Raw genomic sequence first — 21,033 nt, 5'->3', positions numbered from 1 at the left:
GTCCCGCCGGCCGGCCCAGGACCCGGCCCGACCGGCTCCGCGGCGACAAGGCCTACTCGTCCCGAGCGATCCGCCAGCACCTGCGCGACCGCGGCATCCAAGCGGTCATCCCGCAACCATCAGACCAGATCGGCCACCGCCTCCGCCGCGGATCCCGAGGCGGACGACCCGTCAGCTACGACCGAGACGACTACCGGGGCCGCAACGTTATCGAACGCCGCTTCGCCGCACTCAAGCAATGGCGCGGCATCGCCACCCGCTACGACAAACTCGCAACCGTCTACCGATCTGCAGCAGTCCTCAACGCCGTCATCGCCTGGACCCACCAATTAGGAGACACGCCCTAGAACGGTGTCTCCTCGGTGGTCCAGACGGTTGGCTTGGGCTCGTACTGGTCCACAATGTCCTGGATCAGGGCGGGGAGAGGCTGATCCGTTACCCGCGCTTCGTAGACCTGGCGGTTCGTCTGAACCGCGTACTTAAGGCGGTCCAAGCTCTCCTGCTCCCATTGGTCTTGTCGCTGTATCGCGGGGAAGAGGTTTCGGGAGTTCTCGAAGGACGGAGACGTGACTAGTGCCTCCGCAATCGCGCGCCGAACGAGCTCGGGCGGCTTCACGGTACGGATGGCGGCCCGGAAAATTTCCTGCGCCGCTCGCATCTCACCGGAGGCCTTCCCTGGGTCCAGTTGGATGTCTTGTACTTCCTCGAGAAAGCCGTCCTCCCCGCGATCGAATTCCAGTGTGCGTCTTACGGTTGCGATCGGAATGCCTCGCCCAAGCGCCCAGCCGACTTCTTGATCGCACCACTGGCTCGTGTGGAAGTCGTCGTGCAGCACTGCCACCATCATGTGGCAGCTTCGAAGTCCCGCCTTAATCACCTCACGCCAGTGCTTTGACGGGGTGATGTCTTTGTGTGCTACGAAGGCGCTGATTCCGTACTTCGCCAAATTCGACCGCAGCGCGGTTACCCACTCAGCGTCTTCCCATTTGTGTGAGAGAAAGACTCGAATCGGCAGTTCTGTCCACGGATCGTCGTCCGCAGAAACGGACACGGGAGCCTGATCGCTCCCGATTAGGAAGTCATGAAGGTCGATGAGCTGCGTGTCCGTGGCAGTTTGAATCGTGCCTAGTAGGAACTTGCGGCGGCTATCGTCCGAGTCGTACCAACTCCAGCCCTCGGTATCAATGCCAAACTGGCCGAGCACTAGAAGAGCGTCATCGAACTGAGCCAACAGGGCGTCCGCCGCTGCCTTGATAAGCGGGATTCGTTCACCGGCCTTCATGCTCGAAGCATGCCACGGTCAACGAGGGAAGGTAATCAACACGGGGTTTTGACGGGGATCGCGTTCCGGAGCGTTTCGCTCGATGGGCCGCTCGCTCAGTGTCCGTAATGGAGGGGATGACGGGAATCGAACCCGCGTAATCAGTTTGGAAGACTGAGGCTCTACCATTGAGCTACATCCCCGGGGCCGCTGCTGCGGCGCCGTGGCCGCGTTCCATGCTGCGGCCGTCGACCATCGTAGTACACGCGCGCGGCACCCCGCGTGCAGTAGACTTGCCCCTGGTCTTTCGCACCGTTGAAGCCGGGGCGTAGCTCAGCTTGGCTAGAGCGCCCGCTTTGGGAGCGGGAGGTCGCAGGTTCGAATCCTGTCGCCCCGACGAGGACCTCGTTCCTTGCGAGAAGACCACCGTTCGAACATTCAGGAGAACCCAGACATCGTGAAGACCACGGTCGAGAAGCTCAGCCCCACCCGCACCAAGCTCACCATCTCGGTGACGCCGGAGGAGCTGGAGCCTTCCATCAAGCACGCGTACGAGCACATCGCCGAGCAGGTGACCATCCCCGGTTTCCGCAAGGGCAAGGTGCCGCCGCCCATCATCGACCAGCGGGTCGGCAAGGCCGCCGTCCTGGAGCACGCGGTCAACGAGGGCCTCGACGGCTTCTACCGCCTCGCGGTGGAGGAGAACGACGTGCGTCCCCTCGGCCGCCCGGAGGCGGACATCACGGAGTGGCCGAACGAGAAGGACTTCTCGGGCGACCTGCTCCTCACCATCGAGGTGGATGTGCGCCCCGAGGTGGCCCTCCCCGACTTCGACGACATCACCATCACGGTGGATGCGGCCGAGGTCGGCGTCGACGACGTCGAGGAGGAGCTGGACCAGCTCCGCAGCCGCTTCGGCACCCTCGTCACGGTGGACCGTCCCGCCAAGCAGGGCGACTTCGCCCAGATCGACCTGGTCGCCGTGATCGGCGACGAGGAGGTCGACACCGCAGCGAACATCTCGTACGAGATCGGTTCGGGCGAGCTCATCGAAGGCATCGACGAGGCGCTCGACACGCTCACCGCCGGCGAGACCACCACGTTCGAGGCACCGCTCATGGGCGGCGACCACGAGGGTGAGAACGCACAGATCACCGTCACGCTGAACGCCGTCAAGGAGCGCGAGCTCCCCGAGGCCGACGACGACTTCGCCCAGATCGCCAGCGAGTTCGACACCATCGGAGAGCTGCGTCAGAGCCTCCGCGGCCAGGTCGAGCGCTCGAAGGTCTTCGCGCAGGGCACGTCGGCCCGCGACCAGCTGGTCGACAAGCTCCTCGAGCTGGTCGAGATCCCGGTCCCGGCGCAGCTCGTCGAGGACGAGGTGCACCGCCACCTGGAGCAGGAGAACCGCCTCGAGGACGACGTCCACCGCGCCGAGGTGACCGAGTCCAGCGAGAAGACCTTCCGCACGCAGATCCTCCTCGACGAGGTCGCGCAGCAGAACGACGTCAAGGTCAGCCAGGACGAGCTCACGCAGTACCTCGTGCAGGGAGCCGCCCAGTACGGGATGGACCCGAACGAGTTCGTGAAGATCCTCTCGGAGAACGGCCAGATCCCGTCGATGGTCGGCGAAGTCGCCCGCAACAAGGCGCTCGCGATCGTCCTCGGCAAGGTGAAGGTCGTCGACAGCAACGGCAAGCCGGTCGACCTGGCCGAGTTCACGGCCATCGCCGACGCGGAGGAGCCCCACACCGACGAGCCGCAGACGGACGAGCCGCAGACGGACGCGCCGCAGGCCGACGCCGCTGCCGACGAGACGCCAGAGGCCACCGCCGACGAGGCTCCGGCCGCCGACGAGAAGCCCAAGAAGCGCTCCACCAAGAAGAAGGCCGGCGCTCAGTAACCGTCGCCGGAACTCACACCGAAGCCGGGCCCACGCACTCCGCGTGGCCCGGCTTCCGTGCGTCCCGGGCCCGCACCGAAGGAGGGGACGCCGGCGACGACCGCCCCCGTGCGGGCGCCGCACTCTGCCGAGGGCGAACAGCACCGAAATGCGCTCGGCACTCCGATAGATTCGATCCCAAGCGACAAAGGAAATGGAGCGAATATGGCCGACATGGGTTTCCAGCCCAGCGTGTTCGACAGACTGCTGAAGGACCGCATCATCTGGCTCGGTTCTGAGGTCCGGGACGAGAACGCGAACGAGATCGCCGCGAAGCTGCTGCTCCTGGCCGCAGAGGACCCCAAGCGGGACATCTACCTCTACATCAACTCTCCGGGCGGGTCGATCACCGCCGGTATGGCCATCTACGACACGATGCAGTTCGTCCCGAACGACATCGTCACCGTCGGGATCGGCATGGCGGCGTCGATGGGGCAGCTGCTCCTCACGTCCGGCACGAAGGGCAAGCGCTACATCACCCCGAACGCGCGCGTTCTGCTGCACCAGCCGCACGGCGGCTTCGGCGGGACCGCCAGCGACATCCAGACTCAGGCTCAGCTGATCGTCGACATGAAGAACCGCCTGGCCGAGATCACGGCGGAGGCGACGGGCAAGTCCGTCGAGCAGGTCAACGCCGACGGAGACCGCGACCGCTGGTTCACCGCCCAGGAGGCGCTGGAGTACGGATTCGTCGACCACATCCGCGAATCGGCGCTCGACGTCTCCGGCGGCGGCGGCACCGACGCGGGATCCAAGTAGCAGGCCGCTGGAAGGACAAGGACAAACTTCAATGAACACTCCAATGCTCGGCGGTCAGGCCTTCGGTGGCGTCCAGGCGCCCGGCGCCCGCTACATCCTCCCCAGCTTCGAGGAGCGCACGGCCTACGGCTACAAGCGGCAGGACCCGTACGCGAAGCTCTTCGAGGACCGCATCATCTTCCTCGGCGTCCAGGTGGATGACGCCTCGGCCGACGACATCATGGCCCAGCTCCTCGTGCTCGAGAGCCAGGACCCGGACCGCGACATTGTCATGTACATCAACTCGCCCGGTGGCTCGTTCACCGCGATGACGGCGATCTACGACACGATGCTGTACATCCGTCCGCAGATCCAGACGGTCGTGCTCGGCCAGGCCGCCTCGGCCGCCGCTGTGCTGACCGCCGCCGGCACGCCGGGCAAGCGCCTGGCGCTGCCGAACGCGCGCATCCTGATCCACCAGCCCGCCGTCGGCGAGGCCGGCCAGGGCCAGGCGTCGGACATCGAGATCCAGGCGAACGAGATCATGCGCATGCGCACCTGGCTGGAGGAGACGCTCTCGCGGCACTCCAACCGCTCGGTGGAGCAGGTCAACAAGGACATCGACCGCGACAAGATCCTGTCAGCGGACGAGGCCCTCGAGTACGGCCTGATCGACCAGGTGCTCACCAGCCGCAAGCAGCTGCCGGCACTGGTCAAGTAGTAGCCTTCGCTGCATGGCGGAACGGGGCGGTCTCTTCGATGACCGCCCCGTTCGTCGTCTCTACGCCGACCCGGAGGCGGTCTTCGACCCGTCGGTCTGGCCGGCGTCGATCCCGGCCGTCGCCCAGTTGCTGAGCGAGGGCTTGGAACTGCCGCATGGCGTGACCTTCCTGGTGGGCGAGAACGGGAGCGGCAAGTCGACCATCATCGAGGGCATCGCGACGGCATACGGGATGCCGCCGGAGGGCGGCAGCACGAACGGGTCGCACGTCACGCGACCCAGCGAGTCGCCGCTCGGCGGCTGGCTGCGCACGGAACGCAGCCTCGGAACGCCCAAGTGGGGCTTCTTCCTCCGCGCCGAGACGATGCACGGGTACTACACCTACCTGGAGTCGCTGGGCGGCCCGGGCGGGCACCTCCACTCCCTCAGCCACGGCGAGTCGTTCAACGATCTCCTGGTCAACAAGCTCAACAACCCGTTCCACGTCACCGGCTTCGCCTGCCTGGACGAGCCCGAGGCGGCGCTCTCGTTCGGATCCACCCTCACGTGGCTCTCCGAGCTGAACGACATGGTGCGACGCGGCACGCAGGTGCTGTGCGCGACGCACTCGCCGATCCTGGCCGCGCTGCCCGGAGCGCACATCCTGGAGCTGGGCGAGTGGGGGATGCGCGAGTCGCGGTGGGAGGACCTGGAGATCGTCACGCACTGGCGGTCGTTCCTGGACGCACCCGAGCGCTACTTCCGTCACCTGCTGTGACCTGGACGCTCTAGGAACCGGACCGATCTGCTGCGAGCAGAATCGCCGCGTGAAGCAATTAGGTGCGAGGTGCGCGCCATTGTCGGCAGCGCGGGTTAGGCTCGACGGAACAGACACGACGAAGGTGGGGAGAGGGATGGCACGCATCGGGGAAAGCGCCGATCTGCTCAAGTGTTCCTTCTGCGGCAAGAGCCAGAAGCAGGTGCAGCAGCTGATCGCCGGTCCAGGCGTGTACATCTGCGACGAATGCGTCGAGCTCTGCAACGAGATCATCGAGGAGCGGCTCGCCGAGGCGGGCGAGGAGGCGTCGAGCGAGTTCGACCTTCCGAAGCCGAAGGAGATCTTCGGGTTCCTGGAGGAGTACGTCATCGGCCAGGAGGCGGCCAAGCGGGCTCTGGCCGTGGCGGTCTACAACCACTACAAGCGGGTTCGTGCCAAGCAGACCATCACGGCTGCCGATGCGATGGACGACGTCGAGATCGCGAAGTCCAACATCCTGCTGATCGGCCCGACCGGATGCGGCAAGACCTACCTCGCGCAGACGCTCGCCCGCCGGCTCAACGTGCCGTTCGCCGTAGCGGATGCCACGGCGCTGACGGAGGCCGGCTACGTAGGCGAAGACGTCGAGAACATCCTGCTGAAGCTCATCCAGGCAGCGGACTACGACGTCAAGCGCGCTGAGACCGGCATCATCTACATCGACGAGGTCGACAAGATCGCCCGCAAGGCCGAGAACCCGTCGATCACGAGGGACGTGTCCGGCGAGGGCGTGCAGCAGGCGCTGCTGAAGATCCTGGAGGGTACTGTCGCCTCGGTTCCCCCGCAGGGCGGCCGCAAGCATCCCCATCAGGAATTCATTCAGATCGACACCACGAACGTGCTCTTCATCGTGGCCGGCGCGTTCGCGGGCCTCGAAGAGATCATCTCCTCGCGGGCCGGCAAGAAGGGCATCGGCTTCGGCGCCCCGCTGCACTCCAAGGGCGATGACATCAACCTCTTCAGCGAGGTCCTGCCGGAGGACCTGCACAAGTTCGGTCTGATCCCGGAGTTCATCGGCCGCCTCCCGGTCGTGACCACCGTGACGCCGCTCGACCAGGATGCGCTCATGCAGATCCTCAGCGAGCCGAAGAACGCGCTGGTCCGGCAGTATCAGCGGATGTTCGAGCTCGACGGCGTGCAGCTCGAGTTCGAGCACGACGCTCTCGAGTCCATCGCCGACCTGGCCGTGCTTCGCAAGACCGGTGCACGCGGGCTCCGCGCCATCATGGAGGAGGTGCTCGGCCCGATCATGTTCGAGGTGCCGTCCAGCTCCGAGGTGGCCCGGGTGGTCGTGACGAAGGAGGTGGTGCTCGAGAACGCAGCGCCGACCATCGTCCCGCATCGTCCGCGTCGCGAGGAGAAGTCGGCCTGATCCAGGCCGGCCGGTAGCTCAGCCGTTCAGGCCGCGGCGCTTGAGCAGCGGCTCGATCTCCGCATCCCGTCCGCGGAAGTCGCGGTACGCCTTGAGCGGATCCTTGGAGCCTCCGACGCCGAGCAGCCGTGAGCGGAAGCGATCGCCGTTGGCCCTGGTCAGCCCACCGTTCTCACGGAACCACTCGACCGTGTCGGCGTCGAGTACCTCGCTCCAGATGTACGAGTAGTAGCCGGCGTCGTAGCCACCGGAGAACGTGTGCGCGAAGTAGGTGCTCGAGTAGCGCGGCGGCACGGCGGGATTGTCGAGGCCGACGCTCGTCAGAGCGTCCGCCTCGAAGGCCGGAACATCGGTGACCGTGTCATCGGCGGTGATGCGGTGCCATGCCTGGTCGAGCAGGACGGCGGCGAGGTACTCGCTCGTCGCGAAGCCCTGGTTGAACGACTCCGAGGCGTGCAACTTATCGACCAGCTCCTGCGGCATCCGTTCGCCCGTCGTGTAGTGGACGGCGTAGTTCTCGAGGACTTCCGGCCACAGCATCCACATCTCGTTGACCTGGCTCGGGAACTCGACGAAGTCGCGGAAGACGTTCGTTCCGGCGAACTTCGGATACGTGACCCGGGCGAACAGGCCGTGCAGCGCATGCCCGAACTCGTGGAAGAGCGTGTTCGTCTCATCGTAGGTGAGGAGTGTCGGCTCGCCGGCGCCGGGCTTCGGCACGTTGAGGTTGTTGACGACGACCGTCGGCGTGTCGAGCAGAGCGGACTGCGCGACCAGGTTGTTCATCCACGCGCCGCCGCGTTTCGAGTCGCGCGTGTAGAGGTCGAGGAGGTAGAGCCCCAGCTCCGACCCGTCCTCGTTGCGGACCTCGAAGACGCGAGCCTCCGGGTGGTACGCGACGAGGTCGGGGCGCTCGGCGAAGGTGAGGCCGTAGAGGCGGTTCGCCGCGAAGAACACGCCATCGTGCAGCACGCGTTCGGCTTCGAAGTAGGGGCGCATCGCGGCCAGGTCGACGTCGTACTTCTCGGCGCGGACCTTACCGGTCAGGTACGCCCAGTCCCAGGCCCGCACCGTGTCCGCCTCGCCGGCGCGGTCATCCAGCTGCCGCTGCAGGTCGGCCTGTTCGGCGCGGGCGTTGCGGGCGGCAGCCGGCGCGAGTCGCCCGAGCATGTCCGCGACGGCCCCCGGCGTGCGGGCGGTCTGATCGGCTGTGACGTAGGCGGCGTGGGTGTCGAAGCCGAGCAGACGGGCGCGCTCGGCGCGAAGCCGCGTGATCTCGAGCACGAGGTCGCGGTTGTCGTGGTCCCCGCCGCGGATTCCTCGGGCACGGGAGGCGCTCATGATGCGTTCGCGCGCCTCCCGCCGCGTGAGGTCGGCGAGCCACGGGTGGCCGGTGGGCAGCACGAGGGTGACCACGTACTTTCCGTCGAGTCCGCGATCGGCGGCCGCCTGTGCGGCGGCGGAGAGCTCGCCTTCGCCGAGACCCGCGAGCTCGTCCGCGGAGTCGAACACGACGGCGAGGTCGTTGGTGTCGGCGAGGAGGTTCTTCTCGAAGCGCGTGGTGAGGGTGGACAGGCGTTGGTTGTACTCGCGCAGCCGCTCCTTGTCCGCCTCGTCCAGCCCGGCGCCGGCGAGGGTGAACTCGGTGTGATACCGCTCGACGAGGTAGCGCGACTCCGCGTCGAGCCCCAGCTCGTCGAGGCGCTCGTGAAGCGACGCGATGCGCGCGTACAGCGCGGGATTCAGGCGGATGGCGTCATGGTGCGCGGAGAGGAGGGGAGCGATCTCCTCCTCCAGGTCGTTCGTGAAGTCGGTGCTGTCCGAGGAGCTCTTGTTGAAGAAGACCTCCGCCACCCGGCTGAGCGTCTGACCCGACCGCTCCAGGGGGAGCATCGTGTTCTCGAACGTGGCGGGCTCGTCGGAGGTGACGATCGCTTCGATCTCGGCCAGCTGCTCCTGGAAGCCATGCTCGAAGGCCGGCCGGTAGTGCTCATCCCGGATCTCCGCGAAGGGCGGCAGCTGGTAGGGGAGCGTACTCGGCGAGAAGAAGGGATTTGCGGTGTCGGCCATCTCCTCAGCCTAGACAACCCGAGTGGCCGGATGGCAGCGTCAGCTGGCTGCGTACGAGCTGTCGACCCGCGCTACGCCTCGTCCACGTCGTAGTCCGACGTGTCGACCTCGACCGGCTGCGTGATGGTCGCCGAGTCCTCCTGCGGGTTGTAGTGGATCTCGGTGCCGTCGTCGAGCGTGACGACCGGCTTCGCCTCGAGCCAGGTGAGCGTCCAGTTCCAGCCGGTGGTCTCGACGTCGGTGGCGACCAGCTCCTCCTCGACCGTCTGCACGGCGAAGGCGACGACCTCGGGCAGGGAGGCGGGGGCCTGTTCTCCGACGGCCCAGCGGGTTCCGAGCTGCATCAGCCGCGGCCCGCCGTCGTGTGGGCCGCTTCTGCGTCCCCGGTCTCGGACGGCCCGCCCGACGCACCGGCACTCTCCGCCGGTTCGCCGCCCTGTCCGCTCGTGCGGGATTTCGTCAGATCGATCTCGTAGGTGACCCACGATGTGCGGGTCGCGACGTCGTCGTAGAGCTTCTGCGCCGTCGTGTTGTCCTGCGCGGTGATCCACTGGACCACCCCGAGTCCGCGCTCCTCGGCGAGCGATCGTGCCTTCTGGATGAGCGCGGCGCCCACTCCCCGGCCCCGCTCGCTGTCGAGTACGAACAGGTCGTCGAGGAACAGTCCTCGGTCCCCTTCCAGCGGGCGGGCGAACTCCCGCACGTGGGCGAGGCCGAGCACGCGTTCGCCATCGACGGCCACGTAGCCGTTCTCCTCGTGATCCGCGTCCGTGAGCCAGGACCACAGCAGAAGGGCTTTCTGGTCGGTCAGCTGAGTGTCATAGAACTCGGCATACTTCGCGTAGACATCGAGCCAGGCGAAGAAATCGCCGTCCCTGACCGGTCGAACCTCGATCGACATGGATTCCTCCGTTCGCATGGGCGCGCCCGGTCGTGAATCCGGTGCGTGCTCCGACCATATAACGGTCAGGTTCAGGGGACGAGGTCGTAGGTGACCCAGCTGGTCTTCTTAGCGAACCTGTCGTACAGGCGCCGCGCCGTCGCGTTGTCCTTCGCCGTGATCCAGCGCACGACCGAGAGGCCGCGATCCTTGGCGGCCTGGCGCAGCGCATCCAGCAGTGCCGAGCCGGCTCCCGCGCCGCGCGCACCGGGTGCCACGAACAGGTCGTCGAGGTACAGACCTTTGCTCCCGTCGAGGGGACGGGCGAACTCGCGCACGTGCGCCAGCCCGATGGGAACGCCGTCCTCGTCGACGGCGAAGTACGCCTCCAGCTCGTTCCCGGGGTCGGAGATCCAGCTCCAGACCAGGAGCGCCTTCTCGTCCGTCACCGGATTCTCGTAGAAGTCGCCGTAACCCGCGTAGAGGTCGAGCCAGGTGAAGAACTCGTTGTCCTGCACCGGTCTGACGTTCACCGTCATCGTTCCTCCTCGCTCGGGGCCGTGGCCAGCACGATATCGGTGACCACCAGCTCATCTGCGGAGGCGAACCGCAGGTCGTCGATTCTGCCCACCGAGCGGAGATCGCCCGCTGCGGCCTCGACGGCCGCGATCTCGGCGGGAGGTCCGGCGATGACGGCCGAATCGACCGGGGTGCGCTGCGATGCCTTCGCCGCGGTCTTGGCTCCGCGGATCCCGGTCAGGGCCCGGCCCACGATCGCCAGGACCTCGCGGTCGGAGCTCCACTCCTGTGCCGTTTCGGTCGCCTGCGGCCAGGCGGCGACGTGGACCGATCCCTCCTGGAACCAGCTCCACGCCTCCTCCGCCGCGAACGGCAGCACCGGCGCGAGCAGCCGCAGGAAGGCCGACAGGGCGATTCGGAGTGCGACGAGGGCCGAGACCTGCTCGGCGCTCGCCTCGCCGTACGCACGCTCCTTCACGAGCTCGAGGTAGTCGTCGCAGAACGTCCAGAAGAACGTCTCGGTGATCTCCAGCGCCCGGGCGTGGTCGTAGCCCTCGAGCGCGGCCGTGGCATCGGCGACCACGCCCGCGAGGTTCTGGAGCATGCTGCGGTCGAGCGGGCTGGTCACCTGATCGAGGTCGAGCGAGGCGGGCTCGTCGAATCCGAGGATGAACTTGGCCGCGTTGAGCAGCTTGATCGCGAGCCGACGGCCGATCTTGATCTGCGTCGGATTCTGCGGATCGAACGACGCGTCGGTGCCCAGGCGGCTGGAGGCGGCCCAGTAGCGCACCGCGTCGGATCCGTGCCGCTCGAGGATGTCGGCGGGCGTGACCACGTTGCCCTTGGACTTCGACATCTTCTTGCGGTCCGGGTCGACGATGAAGCCGGAGAGGGCGGCGTTGCGCCAGGGTGCGACATCCGCCTCCAGCTTCGCGCGCAGCAACGTCGAGAACAGCCAGGTCCGGATGATGTCCTGGCCCTGCGGGCGCAGGTCGAAGGGGAACACGACGTCGAACAGCTCGTCGTCGGCCCCGTCCGGGCCGCGCTTCCAGCCTCCGGCGAGCTGCGGCGTGAGCGAGGACGTCATCCAGGTGTCCATCACGTCGTGCTCGCCGATGAATCCACCCGCCTGGCCGCGCTGCGCCTCGTCGAAGCCGGGCGCGGTGTCCGAGGACGGGTCGACCGGGAGCTGGTCCTCGGCCGGCAGGATCGGCTGGTCGAAGACCGGATCGCCGTCGGCGTCCAACGGATACCAGATCGGGATGGGCACGCCGAAGAAGCGCTGGCGCGAGATCAGCCAGTCGCCGGTGAGGCCGTTCACCCAGTTCTCGTAGCGGATCCGCATGAAGTCGGGGTGCCAGTCGATCTCGCGGCCGAGCTCGATCAGCCGCTGTCGCAGCTCCTCGTCGCGCGCCCCGTTCTTCACGTACCACTGGCGGGTCGAGACGATCTCGAGCGCGCGGTCGCCCTTCTCGAAGAACTTGACCGGGTGCTGGATGGGCTTGGGCTCGCCGACGAGGTCGCCGGAGGCGCGCAGCAGCTCGACGACCGCCTGCTTGGCCGAGAACACCGTCTTGCCGGCGAGCTCCGCGTAGGCCGCCCTGCCGGCCTCCGTCGTGATCGCCTCGGGCGGCTCCGGGAGGATGCGGCCGTCGAAGCCGATGATCGTCCGGTTGGGCAGGTCGAGCTCCCGCCACCAGGTCACGTCGGTGATGTCGCCGAACGTGCAGATCATGGCGATGCCCGATCCCTTGTCCGGCTGGGCCAGGTGGTGGGCGACGACCGGCACCTCCACGTCGAACAGCGGGGTGCGCACGGTCGTCCCGAACAGCGGCTGGTAGCGCTCGTCGTCGGGATGCGCGACCAGCGCGACGCAGGCGGGCAGCAGCTCCGGCCGGGTCGTCTCGATGAAGACGGGACCGGCGGGGCCGTGGAAGGTCACCCGGTGGTAGGCGCTCGGCTGTTCGCGGTCCTCCAGCTCGGCCTGCGCGACGGCCGTGCGGAACGTGATGTCCCACAGGGTCGGCGCCAGCGCCTGGTAGGCCTCCCCGCGCTCGATGTTGCGCAGGAACGCGAGCTGCGAGACGCGCAGCGAGTCGTGGCCGATGGTCCGGTAGGTCTGCGACCAGTCGACGGACAGGCCGAGCATCCGCCACAGCGCCTCGAACTGCTTCTCGTCCTCGACCGTCAGCCGCTCGCACAGCTCGATGAAGTTGCGGCGCGAGATCGGCTTCTGGTCGGCGGCCTTCGTGCTCTTGTTGTCTCCGCCCTCGAAAGGAGCGACGAAGTCGGGGTCGTAGGGGAGCGACGGGTCGCAGCGGACGCCGTAATAGTTCTGGACGCGCCGCTCGGTCGGCAGCCCGTTGTCGTCCCAGCCCATCGGGTAGAACACCTTCCGGCCGCGCATGCGGTGGAAGCGCGCCACGACGTCCGTGTGCGTGTAGCTGAAGACGTGGCCGATGTGCAGCGACCCGGAGGCCGTCGGCGGCGGCGTGTCGATCGAATAGACCCCGTCGCGGCCGGCCGCGAGCGCCGCATCCCGGTCGAACCGGAACGTGCCGTCGGCCTGCCAGCGCTCACCCCACTTCGACTCCAGTCCCTCCAGGGCGGGCTTGTCGGGTACGCTGTGCGCGCTCATGAGGGTCCTCCGAGTCGATATGTGCGGCACCGTGTCCACGGGGTGCCTGAGTGTGGGATCCCGTCAAGCGTACCGAAAGCGCTCACACCTCGTCGACGATGGGCTTCCTCCGCGCGGCGTAGAGGGCGGCGACCAGGGTGATCGCGGACATGACCGCGAGCACGATGCCGGGGTGCCACCAGGCGTTGCCGGTGGCCTGGCCGAACACCTGGGTGAGCGCAGGCACGAACGAGGTCAGCAGCGCCGCGATGCTGTACGCGACCGACAGCCCGCTGTAGCGGATCTCGCTCGGGAACAGGTCGGACATCAGCCCGCCGAGTCCCGCCCACGCGAGCGTCGGCAGGATGCCGCCGACGATCATGCTGCCGACGAGGATCCCGAAGGTCGCGTACTGCAGCAGGAAGTACATCGGGAACGCGACGATCAGCGTCCCGATCGCGCCGATGGCGACGACCCGCGCGGACCCGATCCGGTTGGCCCACAGCCCGAACAGCGGGATGGTCACCAGCTGGAGCAGGCCGCCGATCGTGGTCGCCACCAGGAGGTCCTGGTAGGGGAACTTGAGCACCGCCGTGCCGTAGCCGACCATGTAGGTGTTCATCAGGGAGTAGGAGCCGATTCCGAGGATGGCCGCGCCGATCCCGATCACGAACCCGGCCGGAGCCTTCACGAACACATCGACGATCGGGAAGCGGTCGCGCGTCCCGGTCTCCAGGAGCTTGCGGAACACCGGGGTCTCGTCGATCGACCAGCGCAGGTAGAGCGAGACCAGCAGCAGCGGGAACGCCGTCAGGAACGGGATCCGCCATCCCCACGACGCGAGGTCGGCCGACGACATGTTCAGGGTCAGCACGATGAACACCACGGCGCTCAGGATGGAGCCCACCGGCGAGCCGAGCTGGGGGAGTGCCGCATAGAATCCGCGACGCTTCGGGTTGGCGTACTCCGTAGCGAGGAGGATGGAGCCGCCCCACTCGCCGCCGACCGAGAAGCCCTGCACCAGACGCAGCAGCACGATCGCGATCGCGCCGAACCATCCGGCCGCCGCATACGTCGGCAGCACGCCCACCAGTCCCGTGCTGATGCCCATGAGCAGGATGGTGATCAGCAGGGTCGGTCGGCGTCCGATCCGGTCGCCCAGGTTCCCGAACACGATCGCGCCGATCGGCCGGATGACGAAGCCGGCGGCGATGGCCAGGAAGCCCGCGAGCGTGCCCCCGAACGAACCGAGCGGGGAGAAGAACAGCGGGCCGACGAAGAACGCGGCGAAGTACGCGTAGAGGTAGAAGTCGTACGACTCGAGCGCCGTTCCGACGAACGATGCGATGGTGACGCGGCGTGCGGTCCCCGGGGTGATCCCCGGGCGGTCGGTCTCGCTGCGGACGGGGCTGATGGTGGTAGTCACAGGTGTCCTTCGGAACGGATTAATATGTGGACCGGGTCCAATAATTGCACGAGGGGGGAACGCAGGATGGCTCTCCCGCATTCCAGGCGACCGTCCGGCTCCGGTCGTCCGCGGTCCTCCTCGCGCGGCATGATCGCCGAGGCGGCCGCCGAACTGTTCCTCGAGCAGACCTACGCCCGCACCACCGTCGACGACATCGCGCGGCGCGCCGGCGTCAGCCGGGCCACCTTCTTCAACTACTTCGCCGCCAAGAGCGACCTCCTCTGGCTGGAGGTGGATGAGGCGCTCGCTGCATTCGATGCGGCCGCCGCCGACGTCGACCCGGCGCTCCCGCCGATGGAGGCGGTGCTCGAGGCGATCACGCGCCTCGCCGGCTCCTTCGGTCCCGGACGCCTTCCGCTCGCGGTCACGCAGGTCGAGCTCATGGGGACCGACGCGGAGCTGCAGGCCTCGGCGCTGCCGCGGTTTCTGGGGCTGGTGCGCAGCCTCCACTCGTTCCTCGCCGCGCGAACGGGTGCGTCGGCGGACGCTCTGCTTCCGCGTGCTGCGGCCACCGCCGTCGTCGGCGCCGCCGTCTCCGCTGCCGCCGCGTGGGCCCGGGCGGGCGTGCGCCGCGGTCCGCTCACCCCGCTCGTCCGGGAGGCCGTCGCGCCGGTCTGCGCCGGCTACGCCGGCCTCCTCGCCTGACGGCTCCTTGCGTCACGACTCCTCGCGTCACGGCTCCTCGCCTCGCGACATCCCCTCGCCGCGGCTGCGGCCTCGCTGCGACTGCGGTGGTTCGTCACGATTGCAGCTGCGCGAGCACCCGCAGTCGTGACGAACCACCGCATTCGCTCGCGAACGGGACGGGCGAGCCCCGGACCCGGTACGATGGACGCACAGACACTGACCCGGCCATCACCGGCGAGTCTTCGGAAGAACGGCCGTCGCGCAAGCGGCGCTCACTAGAACCGAACGGGTCCGGCCCGTCACAGCCGAAGAATGAGAGGCTCCGTCCGGCACCGGCGGCGGGTGGGGCAAGCGGGGTGGTACCGCGACGGGCGTGCGAACGTCCGGCGTCCTCGTGCAGCACGAGAACCTGCCAGGAGTGAGATGCCGTACCCCAAGTCCGCCGCGGACGATGAGTCGCAGCGCCCCGACGTCAGCGCGAGCCCGGTCTTCCCCGAGATCGAGACCGATGTCCTGAAGTTCTGGGAGCAGGACGGGACCTTCCGCGCCTCCATCGATAACCGGCACGACGCCGAGGAGTGGGTCTTCTACGACGGCCCTCCCTTCGCCAACGGCCTTCCGCACTACGGCCATCTGCTGACCGGCTACGCGAAGGACGTCTTCCCGCGCTTCCAGACGATGCGCGGCAAGAAGGTGGAACGCCGCTTCGGATGGGACACCCACGGCCTCCCCGCCGAGCTCGAAGCGGAGCGGCAGCTCGGCATCACCGACAAGAGCCAGATCGAGGAGATGGGGCTCGCCGCCTTCAACCAGGCCGCGAAGGACTCGGTGCTGCGCTACACCCGCGAGTGGCGCGAGTACGTCACCCGCCAGGCGCGCTGGGTCGACTTCGACAACGACTACAAGACGCTCGACACCACCTACATGGAGTCGGTCATCTGGGCATTCAAGCAGCTGCACGAGAAGGGCCTCGCCTATGAGGGCTACCGCGTGCTCCCGTACTGCTGGCGCGACCAGACCCCGCTGTCCAATCACGAGCTGCGGATGGACGACGACGTCTACAAGATGCGGCAGGACCAGACGGTCACCGTGACCTTCCCTCTGGTCGGCGCCAAAGCGGAGTCCCTGGGCCTCACGGGGGTGCGCGCTCTCGCCTGGACCACGACGCCGTGGACCCTGCCGACGAACCTCGCCCTCGCCGTCGGTCCCGGCATCGAGTACGCGGTCGTCCCGTCCGGCCCGAACGGCGCCGCCGACTCGTACGGCGAGCCCGGCCAGCAGGTGCTGAGCGGGCGCTACCTGCTCGCGACCAGCCTGGTCGGCAACTACGCCAAGGACCTCGGCTACGAGTCGGCCGCCGACGCCCTGGCCGCCGTCTCCGGCACGGTCCGCGGCGCCGAGCTCGAGGGCGTCGAGTACGACCGCCTCTGGGACTTCTACGCCGACACCGAGAAGTGGGGCACCCAGAACGCGTGGCGCATCCTCGTCGACGACTACGTCACGGTCGAGGACGGCACGGGTATCGTCCACCAGGCGCCCGCCTACGGCGAGGACGACCAGCGGGTCACCGAGAAGGCCGGCATCCCGGTCATCATCTCGGTGGACGACGGCGGGAGGTTCCTGCCGGACGTCGCGGAGGTCGCCGGCCTGCAGGTCTTCGACGCCAACAAGCCCCTCACCCGGATGCTGAAGGAGGAGGGCCGGCTGCTCCGCCAGGCGAGCTACGAGCACTCGTACCCGCACTGCTGGCGCTGCCGCAATCCGCTCATCTACAAGGCGGTGTCGAGCTGGTTCGTGCGCGTCACGGACTTCCGCGACCGGATGGGCGAGCTCAACCAGCAGATCACCTGGGTGCCCGAGAACGTCAAGGACGGCCAGTTCGGCAAGTGGCTGGCCGGCGCCCGCGACTGGTCGGTGTCGCGGAACCGCTACTTCGGATCGCCCATCCCCGTGTGGAAGAGCGACGACCCGGCCTATCCGCGAGTGGATGTGTACGGGTCGCTCGCGGAGCTGGAGCGCGACTTCGGTCGCCTGCCGCTCAACGCGGCGGGCGAGCCGGATCTGCACCGGCCGTTCATCGACGACCTGACCCGCCCGAACCCGGACGACCCGACCGGCCGCTCGACCATGCGCCGCATCCCGGACGTGCTGGACGTGTGGTTCGACTCCGGCTCGATGCCGTTCGCCCAGGTGCACTACCCGTTCGAGAACCGGGACTGGTTCGACAGCCACAACCCGGCGGACTTCATCGTCGAGTACATCGGTCAGACCCGCGGCTGGTTCTACCTGCTGCACACGCTCGCGACCGCGCTGTTCGACCGCCCGGCGTTCGAGAACGTCATCAGCCACGGCATCGTGCTCGGCAGCGACGGTCAGAAGATGTCGAAGTCCCTGCGCAACTATCCGGACGTCAACGAGGTGTTCGACCGAGACGGGTCGGATGCGATGCGCTGGTTCCTGATGTCGAGCCCGGTGCTGCGCGGCGGCAACCTCGTCGTCACCGAGGAGGGCATCCGCGAAGGGGTCCGCCAGGTCCTGCTCCCGCTGTGGAACACGTGGTACTTCTTCTCCCTGTACGCCAACGCGACGGGCTACGAGGCCAAGCGGTCCACGGCATCCACGGATGTGCTCGACCGCTACCTGCTCGCCAAGACGCGCGACCTGGTGGAGGCTGTCACCGCCGATCTCGACGCGCTGGACTCGACCCTCGCCGCCGCCAAGCTGCGCGACTTCGCCGACGTGCTCACCAACTGGTACGTGCGGCGCTCGCGCGACCGGTTCTGGGCCGGTGTCGACGAGTCGGGAGCAGGGTCGGAGGCCTTCGACACGCTCTATACGGTCCTGGAGACGTTCACACGCGTCGCCGCGCCCCTCCTCCCGCTCGTGAGCGAGCGGATCTGGAAGGACCTCACCGGCGGCCGCAGCGTGCACCTCACCGACTGGCCGCACGCGGACGAGTTCCCGGCGGACGACGCCCTGGTGGATGCGATGGACCGCATCCGCGCGATCAGCTCCACCGCGCTGTCCCTGCGCAAGCAGGCCGGCCGGCGCGTGCGTCTCCCGCTCGCGTCGCTGACCGTCGTGGCGGCCAACGCCGAGGCGCTGCGTCCGTTCGAAGGCATCCTGCGCGACGAGCTCAACATCAAGTCGGTGGAGCTCGTGGAGCTGCAGGACGACAGTGCCGCCCGCTACGGCATCACGAGCAGGCTGACGGTCAACGCCCGCGCAGCAGGCCCGCGCCTCGGCAAGCAGGTGCAGCAGGTCATCCAGGCCGCCCGGGCGGGCGACTGGACGGAGATCGACGGCGTCGTGACGGTCGGCGGCATCGAGCTGCAGGAGGGGGAGTACGACCTCGTCCTGGAGACGGCCTCGGGCGGCGACGGCACCGCCGCTCTTGCGCTGCTCGCCGGCGGCGGCTTCGTGCTGCTCGACACCGCGACCACGCGGGAGCTGGAGGCCGAAGGGCTTGCGCGGGACGTCATCCGTGCCGTGCAGGACACCCGGAAGGCAGCGGGGCTGGACGTGAGCGACCGCATCCGCCTCGACCTGGCCTTCGAGCACGAGGACGACGCGCGCGCGCTCGACCTCGCCGTCGATGTCGACATCGCGGCGGAGACGCTGGCACTGGCCGTGCAGCTGTCGGCCGCCGACGCCTCCTCATCCGCCGCCTCGTCATCCGCCGTCTCGTCATCCGCCGCCGGCGACGACCGCGCGACGTTCGAGCAGCGGTTCGGGGCCGGCCAATTCGCCAACGCCGGTGCCTTCACCGTGGGCGTGACCAAACTGTCATGAGGCTGAGCATGAGGATTCTGGAGGAGAAGCGGTGACCGACGAGGGAGACTTCCGAGAGCGCGCCGAGGCCGTGTACCAGGCCCTGCTGGCGCGCGTCGGCGAAGGCGCGCCGGAGCGCCGGCTGGATGCCACGCGCCGCGCCGTCGAACTGCTGGGCGATCCGCAGCGCGCGTACCCGATCATCCACATCACCGGGACGAACGGGAAGACGTCGACGAGCCGCATCGCCGAGAGCCTGCTGCGGGCCTACGGGCTCCGCACGGGCCTGCTGACGAGCCCGCACCTCGTGCGCTTCAACGAGCGCATCGTGATCGACGGCGAGCCGATCGACGACGAGTCGCTGGTGCGCAACTGGGAGGACATCACCCCGTACCTCGACATCGTGGATGCGGAGCTCACCGACGCGGGCAAGACGCCGCTGACGTTCTTCGAGGCTCTGACCGCGCTGGCCTACGCCGCGTTCGCAGATGCCCCCGTGGACGTCGCTGTGATCGAGGTCGGCATGGGCGGCGAGTGGGACTCCACCAACGTCGGCGACGGCCAGGTGGCCGTGTTCACGCCGATCGCTCTGGACCACACCAAGGCGCTGGGCGACACGGTCGAGGCGATCGCGCGCACCAAGTCCGGCATCGTGAAGCCCTCCGCCGACGTCGTCTCGTCGGCCCAGGTCCCCGAGGCCGACCGGGTGCTGCGCGAAGCGGCCGCGCTGACCGAATCCACATTCTCGGAGCAGCCGCGCGACTTCGACGTCGCGTCCACCCGGGTCGCTGTGGGCGGGCAGCTGGTGACCGTACGCGGTCGTGCAGCGACCTACGAGGACGTCTTCCTGCCGCTCTACGGCGACCACCAGGCGCAGAACGCCGCAGTCGCGGTCGCTGCCGTCGAGACCTTCCTCGGCCGCGGCACGCAGCCCCTGAAAACAGACCTGGTCGAGGAGGGGTTCGCGACGGCCACCTCGCCCGGACGGCTGCAGCTGATCGGCGTCGAGCCCAGCATCCTCGTGGATGCGGCCCACAACCCGGCGGGCGCCGAGACGCTCGCCGAAGCGCTCCGCAGCTATTTCGACTTCGATGAGATCACGTTCGTCCTCGGCATCCTGGCCGACAAGGATGCGCGCGGCGTCGTCCGCGCGCTCGCGCCCGTGGCGACGCAGTTCTTCGTCACCCAGCCCGCCTCCGATCGCGCGCGGGACGCCGAAGAGCTCGGCGACCTCGTGCGCGAGGAGGTCGGCGACGAGGCGACCATCGTCTACTCCGACGCGATCGACGCCCTCGAGTCCGCCCGCGACTGGGCGGGCGAGGAGGGCCGGCGCGCGGTGGTGGTCGCGGGCAGCATCGTGCTCGTCGGTCAGGCCATGGCCTACGCCGAGGACCAGGAGTGGAAGAAGGCGGCGTCGTGACGGACGCTCCCGCCTCCGGGCGACCTCCACGCCCTCCACGGCGTCAGCGGTCGCTCCGCGAACTGCTCGGCTCCATCGTCCTGGGCTTCGAGCTGCTCGTCGTCTTCCTCGGGGCGCTCGTCCTCTTCGGGCTGCACTCACTGCCGGCCGTGGTCGCTCTCGGCGGGGGAGCGGCGCTCATCGTGCTGACGATCGTCGCGATCGGACTGCTCAGGAACACGGCAGGCGTGGTGCTGGGGTGGGTCATCCAGCTGATCGTCGTGGCGGCCGGGCTCCTCGTCCCCGCCTTCTTCATCGTCGGCGCGATCTTCACCGCCATGTGGGCGTACTGCATGATCGCCGCCGCGCGCATCGACCGAAACAACCGGGCCGCTCCGGCGGCCGACAACGGAACGGAGAACCCATGACCAGTGGCGTCGAAGAGACCCTCGTGCTCATCAAGCCGGACGGAGTCGCCCGCAATCTGACGGGCGAGATCCTGCGCCGCATCGAGGCGAAGGGCTACTCGCTCGTCGACATCCGGATGCTCCAGGCCGACCGCGAACTCCTCGCGCACCACTACGCGGAGCACGAGGGCAAGCCGTTCTACGAGCCGTTGGTCGAGTTCATGGAGTCCGGCCCGATCGTGGCCATCCGCCTCGCGGGCAACAGGGTGATCGAGGGCTTCCGCTCCCTCGCCGGGGCCACCGATCCGACCACCGCGCTGCCGGGCACCATTCGCGGCGACCTTGCGCGCGACTGGGGCCTCAAGGTGCAGCAGAACCTCGTGCACGGCTCCGATTCGCCCGAGTCCGCCGCACGCGAGCTCACCCTCTGGTTCGGCTGACCCTT

At 68.1% G+C, this 21,033-nt stretch carries 18 protein-coding genes and 2 tRNA genes; 12 read left to right on the top strand and 8 right to left on the bottom strand.

Translation table 11 applies throughout. The features are described from left to right. Positions 1-347: transposase (locus BM287_RS17040; protein WP_139230724.1), on the top strand; the 347-nt coding region annotated here is incomplete at its 5' end. On the opposite strand, the gene BM287_RS17035 is transcribed toward BM287_RS17040, so the two are convergent. Both BM287_RS17035 and BM287_RS17030 read right to left on the bottom strand, forming a co-directional pair. Beyond that, complete coding sequence (locus BM287_RS17035; RefSeq protein ID WP_090042084.1) at positions 344-1,282, bottom strand: toll/interleukin-1 receptor domain-containing protein; 939 nt, start codon at positions 1,280-1,282, stop codon at positions 344-346. The two genes, BM287_RS17040 and BM287_RS17035, sit on opposite strands and share 4 nt — an antisense overlap. A 108-nt stretch (positions 1,283-1,390) precedes the next feature. Beyond that, positions 1,391-1,464, bottom strand: a tRNA-Gly gene (locus BM287_RS17030). Positions 1,465-1,583: 119 nt separating this feature from the next. Between BM287_RS17030 and BM287_RS17025 the strand changes: the two genes are divergently transcribed. The 6 genes from BM287_RS17025 to clpX all read left to right on the top strand — a co-directional run bounded on the left by BM287_RS17025 (position 1,584) and on the right by clpX (position 6,830). Further along, positions 1,584-1,658: transfer RNA gene (locus tag BM287_RS17025), tRNA-Pro, on the top strand. 60 nt (positions 1,659-1,718) lie between these two features. Next, positions 1,719-3,164, top strand: a complete 1,446-nt coding sequence (tig, locus tag BM287_RS17020) for a trigger factor (protein ID WP_090042081.1) — start codon at positions 1,719-1,721, stop codon at positions 3,162-3,164. Positions 3,165-3,368: 204 nt separating this feature from the next. Beyond that, complete coding sequence (locus BM287_RS17015; protein ID WP_170857607.1) at positions 3,369-3,962, top strand: ATP-dependent Clp protease proteolytic subunit; 594 nt, start codon at positions 3,369-3,371, stop codon at positions 3,960-3,962. A 31-nt stretch (positions 3,963-3,993) separates the two neighbouring features. Continuing rightward, positions 3,994-4,662, top strand: coding sequence for an ATP-dependent Clp protease proteolytic subunit (locus BM287_RS17010; RefSeq protein ID WP_090042079.1), 669 nt, complete (start codon positions 3,994-3,996; stop codon positions 4,660-4,662). Between the two features lie 13 nt (positions 4,663-4,675). Then, entirely contained in the window at positions 4,676-5,419 is a 744-nt protein-coding gene (locus BM287_RS17005; protein ID WP_090042076.1) for an AAA family ATPase, read from the top strand. Positions 5,420-5,555: 136 nt separating this feature from the next. Continuing rightward, positions 5,556-6,830 carry an ATP-dependent Clp protease ATP-binding subunit ClpX gene (clpX, locus tag BM287_RS17000; protein WP_090042074.1) on the top strand — a complete coding sequence of 425 codons (1,275 nt, stop codon included), beginning with the start codon at positions 5,556-5,558 and terminating at the stop codon, positions 6,828-6,830. Positions 6,831-6,848: 18 nt separating this feature from the next. Here clpX and BM287_RS16995 read toward each other — a convergent pair whose 3' ends face one another. The 6 genes from BM287_RS16995 to BM287_RS16970 form a co-directional block, all read right to left on the bottom strand. Beyond that, a complete protein-coding gene (locus tag BM287_RS16995; RefSeq protein WP_090042072.1) occupies positions 6,849-8,900 on the bottom strand; it encodes a M3 family metallopeptidase in 2,052 nt (683 codons plus the stop codon). 71 nt (positions 8,901-8,971) lie between these two features. Continuing rightward, a complete protein-coding gene (locus BM287_RS16990) occupies positions 8,972-9,244 on the bottom strand; it encodes a hypothetical protein (protein ID WP_090042069.1) in 273 nt (90 codons plus the stop codon). After that, positions 9,244-9,801 (bottom strand): GNAT family N-acetyltransferase, encoded by a 558-nt coding sequence (locus BM287_RS16985; RefSeq protein WP_090042067.1) that lies wholly within the window; start codon positions 9,799-9,801, stop codon positions 9,244-9,246. Before BM287_RS16985 ends, BM287_RS16990 begins: the two co-directional genes overlap by 1 nt. 71 nt (positions 9,802-9,872) lie before the next feature. Then, positions 9,873-10,319 (bottom strand): GNAT family N-acetyltransferase, encoded by a 447-nt coding sequence (locus tag BM287_RS16980; protein ID WP_090042065.1) that lies wholly within the window; start codon positions 10,317-10,319, stop codon positions 9,873-9,875. After that, complete coding sequence (gene valS / locus BM287_RS16975; RefSeq protein WP_090042063.1) at positions 10,316-12,937, bottom strand: valine--tRNA ligase; 2,622 nt, start codon at positions 12,935-12,937, stop codon at positions 10,316-10,318. The genes BM287_RS16980 and valS overlap by 4 nt, the downstream gene beginning before the upstream one ends. Before the next feature lie 82 nt (positions 12,938-13,019). Next, positions 13,020-14,342: an MFS transporter gene (locus tag BM287_RS16970; protein ID WP_090042061.1), complete on the bottom strand. Its 1,323-nt coding sequence runs from the start codon at positions 14,340-14,342 to the stop codon at positions 13,020-13,022. Positions 14,343-14,408: 66 nt separating this feature from the next. Here BM287_RS16970 and BM287_RS16965 point away from each other — a divergent pair, with 66 nt between their 5' ends. The 5 genes from BM287_RS16965 (at position 14,409) to ndk (ending at position 21,028) form a co-directional block, all read left to right on the top strand. Then, positions 14,409-15,029 (top strand): TetR/AcrR family transcriptional regulator, encoded by a 621-nt coding sequence (locus BM287_RS16965; protein ID WP_090042058.1) that lies wholly within the window; start codon positions 14,409-14,411, stop codon positions 15,027-15,029. Between the two features lie 405 nt (positions 15,030-15,434). Then, the gene (ileS, locus tag BM287_RS16960) at positions 15,435-18,803 is read left to right on the top strand and encodes an isoleucine--tRNA ligase (protein WP_090042054.1); all 3,369 of its coding nucleotides are present in this window, start codon (positions 15,435-15,437) and stop codon (positions 18,801-18,803) included. A 31-nt stretch (positions 18,804-18,834) separates the two neighbouring features. Next, the gene (locus tag BM287_RS16955; RefSeq protein WP_090042050.1) at positions 18,835-20,202 is read left to right on the top strand and encodes a bifunctional folylpolyglutamate synthase/dihydrofolate synthase; all 1,368 of its coding nucleotides are present in this window, start codon (positions 18,835-18,837) and stop codon (positions 20,200-20,202) included. Continuing rightward, positions 20,199-20,609, top strand: a complete 411-nt coding sequence (locus BM287_RS16950; RefSeq protein WP_244528425.1) for a DUF4233 domain-containing protein — start codon at positions 20,199-20,201, stop codon at positions 20,607-20,609. The genes BM287_RS16955 and BM287_RS16950 overlap by 4 nt, the downstream gene beginning before the upstream one ends. Further along, positions 20,606-21,028, top strand: a complete 423-nt coding sequence (gene ndk / locus BM287_RS16945; RefSeq protein ID WP_090042045.1) for a nucleoside-diphosphate kinase — start codon at positions 20,606-20,608, stop codon at positions 21,026-21,028. The genes BM287_RS16950 and ndk overlap by 4 nt, the downstream gene beginning before the upstream one ends. Positions 21,029-21,033 lie beyond the last annotated feature (5 nt).

Origin of the sequence: Leifsonia sp. CL147 (assembly GCF_900114565.1) — a bacterium.
GTDB lineage: Bacteria > Actinomycetota > Actinomycetes > Actinomycetales > Microbacteriaceae > Leifsonia.
This window is presented reverse-complemented; position numbering and strand designations above follow the sequence as displayed.